The sequence below is a fragment of the Vibrio sp. C8 genome (genome assembly GCF_054051265.1).
This window is the reverse complement of sequence record NZ_JBPAOE010000011.1, coordinates 236,500-249,511: the sequence shown is the minus strand read 5'-3', so window position 1 is coordinate 249,511 and position 13,012 is coordinate 236,500. Positions and strand designations below refer to the sequence as shown.

The 13,012-nt window shown below is 44.0% G+C and carries 11 protein-coding genes; 3 read left to right on the top strand and 8 right to left on the bottom strand.

Annotated features, from left to right (window positions below; all coding sequences use genetic code 11):
• Nucleotides 1–6: 6 nt before the first annotated feature.
• From ACRQQK_RS07175 to ACRQQK_RS07165, 3 genes are all read right to left on the bottom strand, one after another.
• Nucleotides 7–369: a DMT family protein gene (locus ACRQQK_RS07175; protein WP_042482174.1), complete on the bottom strand. Its 363-nt coding sequence runs from the start codon at nt 367–369 to the stop codon at nt 7–9.
• A 94-nt stretch (nt 370–463) separates the two neighbouring features.
• Complete coding sequence (locus ACRQQK_RS07170; RefSeq protein ID WP_457510618.1) at nt 464–1,729, bottom strand: sensor histidine kinase; 1,266 nt, start codon at nt 1,727–1,729, stop codon at nt 464–466.
• Entirely contained in the window at nt 1,726–2,403 is a 678-nt protein-coding gene (locus ACRQQK_RS07165; protein ID WP_457510617.1) for a response regulator transcription factor, read from the bottom strand. Before ACRQQK_RS07165 ends, ACRQQK_RS07170 begins: the two co-directional genes overlap by 4 nt.
• A gap of 502 nt (nt 2,404–2,905) precedes the next feature.
• On the opposite strand from ACRQQK_RS07165, the gene ACRQQK_RS07160 reads away from it, so the two are divergent.
• The 3 genes from ACRQQK_RS07160 to ACRQQK_RS07150 all read left to right on the top strand — a co-directional run bounded on the left by ACRQQK_RS07160 (nt 2,906) and on the right by ACRQQK_RS07150 (nt 6,410).
• On the top strand, nt 2,906–3,601 hold the full coding sequence (locus tag ACRQQK_RS07160) for a pirin family protein (RefSeq protein ID WP_457510616.1): 696 nt from the start codon (nt 2,906–2,908) through the stop codon (nt 3,599–3,601).
• Between the two features lie 232 nt (nt 3,602–3,833).
• Entirely contained in the window at nt 3,834–5,270 is a 1,437-nt protein-coding gene (locus tag ACRQQK_RS07155; protein ID WP_457510615.1) for a 6-phospho-beta-glucosidase, read from the top strand.
• A 117-nt stretch (nt 5,271–5,387) separates the two neighbouring features.
• Nucleotides 5,388–6,410, top strand: coding sequence for a LacI family DNA-binding transcriptional regulator (locus ACRQQK_RS07150; protein WP_457510614.1), 1,023 nt, complete (start codon nt 5,388–5,390; stop codon nt 6,408–6,410).
• A 46-nt stretch (nt 6,411–6,456) separates the two neighbouring features.
• Here ACRQQK_RS07150 and ACRQQK_RS07145 read toward each other — a convergent pair whose 3' ends face one another.
• From ACRQQK_RS07145 to glpA, 5 genes are all read right to left on the bottom strand, one after another.
• Nucleotides 6,457–6,915 (bottom strand): CatB-related O-acetyltransferase, encoded by a 459-nt coding sequence (locus ACRQQK_RS07145; RefSeq protein WP_457510613.1) that lies wholly within the window; start codon nt 6,913–6,915, stop codon nt 6,457–6,459.
• 472 nt (nt 6,916–7,387) lie between these two features.
• Nucleotides 7,388–8,566 carry a sugar transporter gene (locus tag ACRQQK_RS07140; RefSeq protein ID WP_457510612.1) on the bottom strand — a complete coding sequence of 393 codons (1,179 nt, stop codon included), beginning with the start codon at nt 8,564–8,566 and terminating at the stop codon, nt 7,388–7,390.
• Nucleotides 8,567–8,768: 202 nt separating this feature from the next.
• Nucleotides 8,769–9,980: an anaerobic glycerol-3-phosphate dehydrogenase subunit GlpC gene (gene glpC / locus ACRQQK_RS07135; protein WP_457510611.1), complete on the bottom strand. Its 1,212-nt coding sequence runs from the start codon at nt 9,978–9,980 to the stop codon at nt 8,769–8,771.
• The gene (gene glpB / locus ACRQQK_RS07130; RefSeq protein WP_457510610.1) at nt 9,977–11,317 is read right to left on the bottom strand and encodes a glycerol-3-phosphate dehydrogenase subunit GlpB; all 1,341 of its coding nucleotides are present in this window, start codon (nt 11,315–11,317) and stop codon (nt 9,977–9,979) included. Before glpB ends, glpC begins: the two co-directional genes overlap by 4 nt.
• Nucleotides 11,314–12,984, bottom strand: coding sequence for an anaerobic glycerol-3-phosphate dehydrogenase subunit A (gene glpA / locus ACRQQK_RS07125; RefSeq protein ID WP_457510609.1), 1,671 nt, complete (start codon nt 12,982–12,984; stop codon nt 11,314–11,316). The genes glpB and glpA overlap by 4 nt, the downstream gene beginning before the upstream one ends.
• Nucleotides 12,985–13,012 lie beyond the last annotated feature (28 nt).

The window sequence follows — 13,012 nt, the reverse complement described above, 5'->3', positions numbered from 1 at the left end:
AAATGACTATGAAAGCGCTGCGATAATTTGTGGACGGAAGATAAAGAACACTGCGCCTAACAGGCAAAGCCCTGCCCACACAAAATCCATTCTGAAGGGTTCTTTCATATAGATAAGCGCAAAAGGAACAAACACTGTTAGCGTGATCACTTCCTGCAATATTTTCAACTGCCCAAGGTTTAATACGGTGTAGCCAATGCGATTGGCCGGTACCTGAAAGAGATACTCAAACAGCGCAATTCCCCAGCTTAGCAGGGCTGCAATAATCCACGGCTTGTGACTCAATTCACGCAGATGGGCATACCAAGCAAAAGTCATGAAGACATTGCTGATAAGCAATAAACCAATAGTGATTAACATCGGAGGGATGGCGAACATTCAATAAAACTCCACGCAAATATAGCGACATTATTTGCGCGGAGTGTGCTACTAACAAACGCTTTTAGCAATAGGGAGCATACTGTTACTTGGTTGAAAAATTGATTCGAACGTCGCGGCCATCAGCGAACTCTTCAATCGTAAAATTCCATTGATAATGGCTTACGATTCTATTCGTTAGTTCAAGGCCTAAACCAAACCCAAGTTGGTCTTGAGTATCGCCACAACTTTCATCTCGGTTCATAATGATGACTTGTGAACCAGCCTGCTCTATCACCACTCTGCCACGCAAGGTATGCTGATATGCATTTCGAATAAGATTGCTGAGAACGATACGGCTCATGGTTGCGGGTAATTCAAATACACCGCCAGACACGCTAACCTCAACCTTTACTTCTTTGTCCCTAATCAGATAGTTCAAGTCTTGGCACAACTGTTTTATCAGTTCACCAAGGTTGACTTGCGTAAGTTGCAATTCATTATGTCGCCCTCTGTTAAGCCACAGCAAAGTATCACAGAGATCTGTCATGGTAACACCCGCTCTCAATATGCGTTCCAGCACTTCTTTTTGCTTTTCAATCGAATTGGGCTTATCGACCAGTTTCGCCATTAGCTCGGTATTACTACGAACTACGGCAATGGGCGTTCTCAGTTCATGGCTAGCATGAGCCAGAAACTTGTGTTCGCGGTGTAATGTTTCTTCAACCGAAGACAAGCTGTTTTTTACAATCATGGCCAACCGATTAAGCTCATTATATTGAAAGTCAGGCAGTGGACGATTAAGTTGACATGGTGTCAACGTTTTCGCCCACTTAGCTAAACGTTCTATAGGATTGGCAACCAGTTGACCGACAAAATACATACACACAGCGAAGAGTGTTAACGCTATCGCTGCGTAAATAAGGATCTGACATAAATGAGGGAGCTTATCTTTATTAAGACGGTCGCTAAGATCAGCCACCTCAAGCTCATCGATAATACGGGAGATATAAAGAACTTCATGCTCGCTTCGTTCGTATCTAAGCAAAAACAACGCTCTATTCGGCTCTGAATACCAATGATCTCTATAAATTCGCTTATTGAAATCCAAATGTTTGGTTGGCTGGGCAAACACTTGTCGGATTTCGGGAGTGACATCTTTCCATTGTCGAACAACTTGAAAACCGAGAATGTTTGTTTCCGATTCAACAGAAGTAAAACGACCGATTTCCTGCATGTTAATTCGCAGCCCGCTGTCTAACCCTTTCTCAAAGTAGCTAGCGGTTAGCGTAGAGAAACCAACAACCGTGATGGTTGCCATTCCCATAATGGTGCAGACGATGAATATTTTTAGACTACGACGAACTTTCATGGCGCTTCCTGAGAAGTGATAGCAAAGCCAAAACCCGGAATCGTTTGAATTAAAGGTGCCCAATCATTCTGGTCTACCTGCTTTCTCAGGTTGAAAATGTGCACTTTTAAACTGTTGCTGTCCGGTTGTTCATCACCCCAAACTGTATGAATGATTTTTTCTCTAGAGACACCAGACGGGTATTCTCTCATCAATATTTCAAGAATTTTCAAGGCAATAGGAGACAGTTTAAGAAGTGTTCCGGCTCTGGTTGCTTGGCGGTGGCTGAGATCGAGTTCCAGATCGGCAATCACCAATTTAGAAACTTGCCCGCTGCGACGTTTGGCCAGCACTTTCATACGAACCAACAGCTCTTCCATCGCAAACGGCTTCACCAGATAGTCATCGGCACCACGACTAAACCCTTGCAGCTTGTCGTCTAAGGTATCGCGAGCTGTCAGCATCAAAACAGGCGTTTCAACACCATTGTTGCGAATGCGTTCGCAGACCACCAAGCCTTCAACTTTAGGCAGGTTAAGGTCGAGAATAATAACGTCGTAGCGATTAGACATAATCAGGTTATAGCCAACCTGACCATCGGAAGCGTAGTCACAATCGATATCTTCCAATGACATATAGTCAATTAATGCCGTAGCAAGATCCAAATCATCTTCTACTAATAATGCCTTTAACATTTGCCGAACCTAACCTTCCTAACGCAACTTTACCGTTCGATGCCGAAACAAAAACGCCAAGGATACTATTTTAGCTATCCATCGTATAACGGTTCAGCGAATCTAATTCACAAATAACACTTTTAACAGCTAGTACACTAAATCATCCGAAGTTAAGGAGAGGTTAAAATACAAACGCCGGATGCTCTATCTATTTGTCGCATGGCGGTGACGGAAGCCGATCGTTCAGGCATAGGTCACCATAGAGAAACCCAATCCAAAAATTGAAGCAACAGTGGAACAAGCCGTCAACGCATTCATGAAGCTTTACGGCAAGTCATAACGCTTCCGCTCTTTCCTACTCAAACCATCACGTTGCCTTCATTCTAAATTTTCGAATAAGGGCAACAAATTCAGCGGCTGTGATCTCAGCGCCTAAAGCTCTAACATCTCTTTCATAGATTGGCATTGCTATTAATAACCCTGTCGTTAGTTAGCCAGCAAGCCAAGTGAGGAGAAAACTATGATTGAAATTAGAAAAGCATCTCAACGCGGCCGAGCGAACTTCGGCTGGTTAGACAGCAAACACACATTTTCTTTTGGTAGCTACTTTGATCCTAAGCACATGGGATTTTCAGAGCTTAGAGTGATTAACGATGACACTGTTGCTCCTAGTGCTGGCTTTGAAACACACAGCCATCGTGACATGGAGATCATCAGTTATGTTCTTCAAGGCACCATCGCGCACAAAGACAGCGAAGGGAATGTTGAAACGCTTCCTGCGGGTGAATTTCAATTGATGTCTGCCGGTCGCGGCATTGCCCACAGTGAATTTAATGCGTCTAGCACTGAAACCTTGAAGTTTTTGCAAATCTGGATTCAACCAAACACGTATGGTGGAAAACCGGGATACCAACAAAAAGATTTTGGCCAAGAAGTTGGATTAACGACCATTGCGACACCGACTGGTAAAAACGGCACATTGCAAATCAAACAGGATGCGAAGCTGCACCAACTCATTCTGGAACCTCATACTGAGGTTAGCTATGAAGTGGAGAAAGACCGCCGAGTTTATGTTCATCAGATCAATAGCGACCTGTTTGTTAACGATACTCAACTGACACCGGGAGACGGCGCAAAAATCGTTGCTGAGCAATATTTAAGCTTCTATAACAACAGCGATGTACGCACTACAGCGTTAGTGTTTGACCTTCCATAACGTTCTTATAGTTTTTCGTTCCTTCCCTTTTCGCCACGAGCACTTCACTCGTGGCTTTTTTGTTTTTCTCAATTTTTTATCAGTCTGTGCTCTCTGTCTGGGTGGATTCTAAATACTAGATTGACGAGAATTCACATTGTAACCGGTTTCATTTTGGTTTTTTCTGAATTAGAATGCCTTTAAATCACCTATTCTATTTAGGCTCATTCACTTTATTTGAGAAGGTATCACTATGTCACAACAAGGTTTTCCGAAGGATTTTCTCTGGGGCGGAGCAGTGGCAGCGCATCAGGTTGAAGGCGCTTGGAACAAAGATGGCAAAGGCCCTAGCGTGGTTGACGTTCTCACCAAAGGTGCACATGGTGTACCTCGCGTCATCACCGAAACTGTTGAAGCCGATAAATTTTACCCAAACCACGAAGCGGTTGATTTTTACGGTCACTTCAAAGGTGACGTGGCTCTGTTCGCAGAAATGGGCTTTAAATGTTTCCGCACATCGATCGCTTGGACACGCATCTTCCCAAACGGTGATGAAGAGACACCAAACGAAGCGGGGCTTCAGTACTACGATGATCTTTTTGATGAATTGTTGAAATACGGCATTGAACCTGTCATCACCCTTTCTCACTTCGAAATGCCGAACCATTTAGTAAAAGAGTACGGCAGTTGGAAGAACCGTCAGGTAATGGATTTGTTTGTAAAGTTCAGCTTAACCGTGATGGAACGTTACAAAAACAAAGTGAAATACTGGATCACCTTTAACGAAATCAATAACCAACGTAACTGGAAACTGCCTATCTGGGGTTACTGTAATTCTGGGATGATTTACAGCGACTATGAAAATCCAGAACAAATGCTGTATCAAGTGCTTCACCACCAGTTCCTTGCGAGTGCACTCGTGGTTAAACAAGGTCATGCTATTAACCCTGATTTCAAAATTGGTAGCATGATCCATATGATGCCACTCTACCCTGCTTCATGCCGACCTGAAGATATGCTGCTTACACAGGAAATGATGCGTGAGAAATACCAATTCAGTGATGTGCAGGTGCGTGGTTACTACCCAAGTTACCTACTCAAAGAATGGGAACGTAAAGGAATTACAGTCAACATTCAGCCAGGTGACGATGTAATTCTGCGTGAAGGTTGTGCAGATTATCTGGCGATCAGCTACTACATGACCAACATCGTTTCAGTAAAAATCGACGAAGCGACCAACACGCCTTCACTATTCGAAGGTAGCCGCCTAAATCCATATTTACCGGCGTCTGACTGGGAATGGCAAATTGACCCAGACGGTCTTCGCTACGCGCTGTCTGAGCTTTACGAGCGTTACCAAAAGCCAATCTTCATTGTAGAGAATGGACTTGGAGCATTAGATAAAATTGAACAAGACGGTTCAATCAACGATGACTACCGTATTGACTACCTTGGTTCACACATAAAAGCAGTGAAACAAGCGATCAGTTATGACGGCGTTGATGTCATGGGCTACACGCCTTGGGGCTGTATTGATTGTGTATCTTTCACCACTGGTGAATACAGAAAACGTTATGGTTTTATCTATGTAGATAAGCACGACGATGGCAGCGGTACAATGGCGCGTTCGAAGAAGAAAAGCTTCCACTGGTATAAGAAAGTTATCGAAACCAACGGCGAAGTTATCTAGCCGCAACACATCTGGTAAATAAGCCTTTCAAAATTCAATTGAAATTGGCTAAACTTGTCTCCCTCCCGGCATGCCTATCATGTTTAGGTATGTCGGGTCGGATAGATAAGGAAATGTATGGCAACCATAAATGATGTGTGCAAAGCCGCTGGCGTCTCAAAAGCGACGGTGTCACGAGTACTGAACAACAGCCCTCAGGTCAAAGAAGTCACCAGAAATGCGGTTCTTTCTGTAATGAAAGAGTTGGGATATCAACCCAATACACTTGCACAGGCTTTGGCAACCAATACTTCCAACTCTATCGGCCTCGTTCTTCCTGAATTTAGAAGCAGTTATTTTGGCAGCGTCCTCCATCATGCTGGGCAAGCAGCCCTTCAGGCAGGCAAAAAGCTGCTGGTTATTCGCAGCAAGAACAGCGCAGAAGGTGAACGCGAATCGGTTGAAACCATTGCTAACCAACGCTGTGATGCCATTCTGCTTTATAGTCGTCATCTGTCCGAACCTGAACTGGTTGAACTGCAACAAAAAATCGCCCAGCCACTAATTATATTAAACCGCCAACTCAAAGCGAAATCCCTATCAAGCTTTGGTTTAAAACAAACTCAATTAGCCACATTAGCGATGGAGCACCTCATCCAGTTAGGCCATAAAAACATCGCCTGTATTACTTCTCCGATTAATAGCGAAACCGGTCGGTTACGTTTAGAAGCGTACAAAAACCAGCTTAGTGTGGCTGGTATATCAGAAAAGAAAAACTGGATTGTGGAAGGCGACAACACCTTAGAAGGTGGTTATAAAGGCGCGCAAATCTTGCTGCAAACTGGCGAAAAATTCACTGCTATTTTTGCTTGTAACGATGATATGGCAATTGGTGCAATCCGTGCACTGCACGACCACGGTCTAAGAGTACCGCAAGATGTGTCTGTGATTGGTATCGACAACGAACCGGCTGCCGCCTATGCAATTCCAAGCCTTTCAACGGTATCACTGCCGATTATCCGATTAACCCAAGATGCCACAGCCCTTGCCTTAGCGCTGGCGAATAAGCAAGGCAACCTTACCAGCCATCAAGCCTACGACGGTGAATTAGTCGCGCGAGAATCCACGCAAACCATTGCGGGTTGCATCATAGACGAGTGATATTCCATCACTTGAAGAAAGCAAAGCCTCAGAACTCTCAATCCCTTTAAATACAGATAGGTTGAGGTTTGTATTGCTTTATTTCATTGCCTTTAATCATCTCCTCTAGAACCGGAACAAACGCTGTTATATCTAAATCGACTTCTAGATTTTTCTGTCCGATGAAATCTCTAAAATCATATTTCCACCATTCGAGTTCGAGAAGTTTCTGTCTGATACTTTCAGAAAACCTATACTTCAATATTTTTGCCGGAACGCCACCAACGACGGCATAAGGTGGAACGTCTTTAGTTACAACAGAATTCGCGGCGACCACAGCTCCATCACCAATAGTCAAACCTTTTTTAAACAAGACGTCATTACCGATCCAAACATCATTACCTATAGTGATCCCTTCAGGTTCCTCAAATGGTGAAAACCTATAAGTTGAGTGCTTTAAATATCTAGGATGACAATAACTAATATTGGATGTTGTGAATCGATCCAGAGGATGTCCAATAGACATAAGTCTGACATTCGAAGCAATGCTCGTGTACCTGCCTACTGTCGCATGCAGATCAAGAGCTGAGTTCGAATATGAGAACGACCCCATACTGCATAAGTTTCTTCCACTGCAGAACCTAGAGTAAGGTTCAATTTTAATCGTGTCGGAAGACAGATTAAATGCGGAGAAAAAGCTCTTTTTAGGCAAGATAATATGAGATTTTTTTAACTTACTTCTCAATATCGGTGACATGAAGATTTTTCGATTGCTCATTGCGATTAGTAAATGCCATTAATGATTAATAAAATTATATCAATCAATTATTTACAGTTTACCTTTCACACCCCCAATCCGTTTTATCCTACGCTATGTTCATAATTTTCCACATAACTGCATGTCAGAATTGAAGAATTTTGACTAGTTAGCAGCATTTTAATTCTAAACAAGAGGGACACCGACTAGAGGAGAACTAGCCGGTTTTCAAATCAAATAACTATCGAATTGAGGTATATCGCTTCATCAAGAACAAAATCCAGAGCAGTGATAGCAAGGCGAAAATCGCACTCACGTATCCGATGCCTTCAAGAGACATATAAAGAATCACTTTACCGCCGATCAGTGCACCTGCGCCGATACCTAAGTTAATGATGCCCGAGAACATAGACATGATCATATCTGATGCGTTGGCGTCGATATTGAGCACTTTTACCTGCATAACCAGACAGACAATCATCAATGCTGCACTCCAAACCACCAGCAATATACTGATAGACCACAAGTGCGGTACTGCGAAATATAGCATCGCGGTACAAACCATCACTGTCGCCGTACAGCCGACCAATATCGGTGTATTCGGGCGTTCTCCTAAATTGCCAAAAATCACACTACCTATAATTCCCGCAGAACCAAATAGCAGCAGAAGGAAGGTGGTAAAGTTTTCAGAGAGCAGCCCAATCGTCTTAAGGAAAGGTTCGATATAACTGTAAGCTGAGTAATGCGCGGTAAAAATCATGAAGATGAATAGGTATAAACCCATCAAGGCTGGATTCTTCAATAGCTCTGGCAGCTTCTTCATGGAACCGGTAAACAAGCTCGGCATTACCGGCAATAAGCGATAAAGGCTGAACATTATGACTAAAGCGGTTATACCGATAACACCAAAGGTGACGCGCCAACCAAGCCATTGACCTATTATTCGACCGAGTGGAACCCCCAATACCATTGCAAGTGAAGTTCCCGTTGCCAAAATACTGAGTGCAAAGGTCTTCTTACCCGGAGGAGCAACTCGTATTGCGATAGAGGCAGTGATGGACCAGAACACCGCATGAGCAAATGCAATACCAATGCGGCTGGCGATCAGAACTTCAAAGTTCCAAGCAAACACCGATAGACCGTGACTGACAATAAACAGCGCAAACAGCGCGAGCAGTAATTTTTTACGCTCAATTCGACTGGTGAGCATCATCATTGGTAATGACATCAATGCAACTATCCAAGCATAGATAGTCAACATCCAGCCAACAGAAGCTGTCGATATTGAAAAATCATTCGCGATATCAGAAAGCAGTCCAACTGGCACAAATTCAGTAGTGTTAAAAATGAAGCCGCTGAAACCTAAAGCAAAAACGCGTAAGTATTGTGAACGACGAGAATTGTCATTGGTTGCGGACATGGTTTGCGTCATATAACCGTGTAAAAGAAGATGAAAAAATGTGCGCATATTGTGATTTAATTCACAATTAAAGCAATATGTTTATACAACTTTTTTAATAGTAGCGAGAGGATTTTATGTTTTATTAACAGGCAAAATCCTCGATATCTACTTCCTCTTTTCCACGGCTATTTCTTTCAATTTTCTCGAAGGCTGCTTTTGTTTAAAGCAGCGCTTCCGCTATCAAACTCACTGGGTGAATACACTCTAGCTGAGTGTTTTCCTCAATTTGCCACTTACAGGTTTCGCAATCTGTAATGGCGTAATCAGCGTTTGAACGTCTAATCTTGCTAAACAGGTCATCCCCTATCTTCATAGAGACTTCGTAGTTTTCCTCTTTAAAACCATAAGTACCTGCCAGACCACAACATTCACTATCAAGCACAACCACTTCTAAACCTGGAATCATCTTTAGGACTTCAATGGTAAAAACAGCGCCTCCACTTCTTTCAAGGTGACAAGGAGTGTGATAGACAATTTTCTTATTGAGCGGTTTCATTTTTGGCAAGTTGCCACTCATAAACTCTTTCAACAGAAAGCGGCTCACATAGTGGATCTTGTTCACTACATTTTCGTTTTCAACGCCGAGCACATGAGGATATTCCTCCTGCAAGGTGAAAGAACAGGTTGATGAGGTGGACAATACGGCAATACTGTCTTGTTCAATGGCTTTGCCGACATGTTCAATATTAAACTCTGCGTTCTTTCTTGCTTTATCGTGGAAGCCGTTCGCGATCATCGCTACGCCACAGCATTTTTCTTTTTCCAGTAAACGCACACCTATGTTCATGGCGTTCATTACTCGGATAAAGTCTTTCCCCAGTTGAGGATGGTTATAGTTGACATAGCAGCCATGGTAATAGCTGATCGCTCTCGGGTAAATTGACTGTTCGGTGACGTTTTTCTTAAACCAATTTCTAAACGTGCCATGCGAATACTTAGGCAAAGATTTATGTTCATGCACGCCTATCGTCTTGTGCATGATCTTCTTCACCAAAGGCAATTGCGTCGCCGCATTCACGAGTGGTGCAAATGGCGTGGCGAGTGAGCCGAACAGATCGGTGTGGCTCAAGACAAAATCGCGCACCAGCTTAGGATTCATCGGACGCTTGCCGAACTTACCTCTTGCCACCGCGATAATATCGCCAATACGCACACCTGACGGGCATGCCGTTTCACAGCGTTTGCAGTTGGTGCAGTGTTTCAACATGTCATCATAAAATTCTGGGCTTTTGATGCGTAGTCGCTCACCGTCTGGTCCGCATTGTTTTGGTCCCGGAAAATCTGGGTTCGCCTTTGCTACCGGACAGTACACAGTACAAACGGTGCATTTAATGCATTGGTCAAAGGTGGTATCTCTGCTTGCCACTGTCATGCACTCACCTCCTTCATTAGTAATTCGCTTCGTAGACCCGCAACAATTTGCTCGACTACCCAAAAAGCGGTGCTGACTGCCACACCTCCACCACAACCATGGGTGATAGGATTGTAGCCACTTAAAATCGCGCCAACACAATGCAAATTATTCACCTTTTGTCCTTGGATAAACGGGGTAAAGTTCTTGTCAGTCACCACACCAAAGGACAAGAATGGATGCGGTTTGGAGCTAAAGAAATCATGCTGATGCCACTCATGTCTTTCACCAGTCACTTCCGTATCCAAATTAAAGATAGGCTCTTTGATTGAGTTCTGTTTGGCTATCAACCCCTTACTGAAGAAGCTACCGGAAGCAAGTATGTAGTGTTTCGCCGTCAGATTCATTTCACCCATTTTTTTGGTTTGGATAGACGCCAAATTGATACAGTCGCCTTGATCCTCAAACTGACCACCAAGCACTTCATCACCTTTGTGCAGCACACCGCCTTTTTTGATGAAGGTGTGCATCATGACATCCTCAATACGAATACCGAGCAGTGAGGGTGGCATGGTTGGTACTTCATGCAAATGGAGCCCCGTATAACGGCTGAGTTTATGCATCAGCTCTAGACCATCACCATTACCCATAATCGACGGCATCATCAGTAAATCTTCAGGTGTGGCGACTTTCAGCAATTGATTGGCAAACTCAGTGAACTGAGCTTCATCTCTTAAGATCCTCGAAATATCTATCGACCTTAGATCGTACGGATTACGATTCAGTTGCCCAAACGCCGTTAAACTGACTTTGGCTGTTTTGATGGTTATATCTTTAAATGCTGGGTGTTGCTGCAAATTGCCTAGTGCTATATGTGGCTGAAAATCTCTGAAGCCATCAACAGCAATCATCACAATACGTTTAAACTGCGCCAGATTTGAAAAATCCTGTTCTATTTTTTCAACATAGGGCTGAGAGAGCCAAGTCGATTTCAAGGTACCTAGCGTGGTAATTCGAAAATGGTTGTGTGACGAAGGCAAAGTGCTCATGGCAAGTCCATTTGCCGCAAGCATTTGTTGATACCAGTTCATGGCTGAACGAACATTTTTAGCGCCGACTTTCGCATAAGGGTGCTGTGGAAGCGCAGTTGGTAAAGCGTCAATTTCAGCCCAAGGGTCGTCAATTAACTTATGCGTTAACGGGGAATGTGAAAGCAAATCGATAGAGCCGGATGAAAAATGTAAAGCACTCTGCCCACTGCTCACTACCGCCGTTTTCAACCCATGTTCTAAACATTTAATGGCAGCCGAATAGCCTGCAACTCCACTACCAATCACTATGACATCGTAATTCATCATTGCTGTTCTTGCTCCTGCGTTGACGGTGTAATGGTAGGTTTGTCGATACTCTCTGGCTCAATGTCTCCACAGCCAAACAACCCTTCATAGATCCAGTAACTGAACTCCGCTTCTCGTAAGGCATCACCCCAAAATATCGGTTTAATTCCCTTCCAGCGCTCTTCCAAAAACTCTTTGAGCAGCAGTGCTGATTCATGGCCACCTATATCGCCATATTCTTGGAACAAACTCGCAGCACGATAAGCACACAGTTCTCCCTGACACGGCCCCATTCCCAAGCGAGTGCGTCGACGCAAATCCACGAGGTTTTTTACGTCCAGTTTTTTAATTGCGTACTCTATTTCACCTGCGGTGACCATTTCACATTCACAGACAATCGCCTGACTGCGAGGTTGTTCAGAGAGAAAAGCTTCTGCCCTTTCCCCATGACGGTAGATGGCTGATTCATATACAGGCTTAGCGATACTGGCACTTTTGCGAAGCGCTTTAGGAGATTCGACAGACCCAGGCAAGGGCTTGGTATGAGTAATACAAGGAGCAGTATTGCCAAGCTTACTCGCAACAAGATCCGTTGCCTGTTCCGCCATCAAGCGGTAAGTCATTAATTTTCCGCCAGTAATTGTCGTGAGACCTTTAAGACCATCGCGTTCCTGATGGTCGAGCAGGACAATTCCGCGACTAATATTTCTGCCAGAACTGTCGCCACTGAGCGAAACTAAAGGCCTAACGCCTGCATAAGCTCTTAGCACTCGGGTATTTTTCATGATCGGCGCCAACTTGATACCTTCTTCCAGTAGCAAATCCACTTCTGCAGCAGTCACATGCAGGTCGTCAATCATGTCGTAATCGATATGTTCTGAGGTGGTACCAATCAAAGAGATGGTATCGCCCGGCACTAAAATGTCTGCATCCGATGGTTTACGACAGCGGTTAATCACCAGATTATTGATTCGATAATCAAGGATCAGCAACGAGCCTTTTGCTGGGAACATTTTTATATCCAGCTCCGCGTATTCGCAGATGCCCTGCCCCCAAATACCCGCCGCGTTAATCACTTGCTGGGCAATCACTTCAAAAGGTTGGTTGGTTTGAGTATTGATACATTTCACGCCCAATACGGTGTCGCCTTCACGGATCAGAGAAACGACGCGCGAATGGTTAAACAAACGTGCGCCGTGCTCTTTGGCATCAAGTACGTTAGACGAACAAAGGCGAAATGGGTCGAGCGTGCCATCTGGCACTTTGACAGCACCAATCAATTCAGGGTTAGTATTCGGTTCTAAACGAAGCGCATCTTTTGGCGAAAGAGTTTCTACATCGATATCAGCGGCTATGCATTGCTCGATAAAGGTCTTTTGAAAGCCCAAATCATCTTCAGGCAAAGTGATGAACAAACCGCCAGTGTCTTCAATACAGTGTCGAGCGATTTTCTTCAGTATGCGGTTTTCTTGGATACATTCTTTTGCGGAATGTTGATCGGTGACGGCATAACGCGCACCAGAGTGTAATAAACCGTGATTTCGCCCTGTGGTACCTGACGCCAAATCGTCTTTTTCTAGCAAAATGCACTTTATGCCCCTCAGAGCACAATCACGCATAATCCCTGTACCTGTCGCACCACCACCAATGATGACAACGTCGGTTTCAAATCGAACTGTAGAATTCATTGTCGCCCCACCCTTAATTAACGCGTTT

Excerpts from the sequence above, each read along its gene's own strand:
- ACRQQK_RS07170 (WP_457510618.1), bottom strand. The coding sequence starts at position 1,729 with ATGAAAGTTCGTCGTAGTCTAAAAATATTCATCGTCTGCACCATTATG.
- ACRQQK_RS07165 (WP_457510617.1), bottom strand. The coding sequence starts at position 2,403 with ATGTTAAAGGCATTATTAGTAGAAGATGATTTGGATCTTGCTACGGCA.
- ACRQQK_RS07160 (WP_457510616.1), top strand. The coding sequence starts at position 2,906 with ATGATTGAAATTAGAAAAGCATCTCAACGCGGCCGAGCGAACTTCGGC.
- ACRQQK_RS07155 (WP_457510615.1), top strand. The coding sequence starts at position 3,834 with ATGTCACAACAAGGTTTTCCGAAGGATTTTCTCTGGGGCGGAGCAGTG.
- ACRQQK_RS07150 (WP_457510614.1), top strand. The coding sequence starts at position 5,388 with ATGGCAACCATAAATGATGTGTGCAAAGCCGCTGGCGTCTCAAAAGCG.
- ACRQQK_RS07145 (WP_457510613.1), bottom strand. The coding sequence starts at position 6,915 with ATGTCTATTGGACATCCTCTGGATCGATTCACAACATCCAATATTAGT.
- ACRQQK_RS07140 (WP_457510612.1), bottom strand. The coding sequence starts at position 8,566 with ATGTCCGCAACCAATGACAATTCTCGTCGTTCACAATACTTACGCGTT.
- glpC (WP_457510611.1), bottom strand. The coding sequence starts at position 9,980 with ATGACAGTGGCAAGCAGAGATACCACCTTTGACCAATGCATTAAATGC.
- glpB (WP_457510610.1), bottom strand. The coding sequence starts at position 11,317 with ATGATGAATTACGATGTCATAGTGATTGGTAGTGGAGTTGCAGGCTAT.
- glpA (WP_457510609.1), bottom strand. The coding sequence starts at position 12,984 with ATGAATTCTACAGTTCGATTTGAAACCGACGTTGTCATCATTGGTGGT.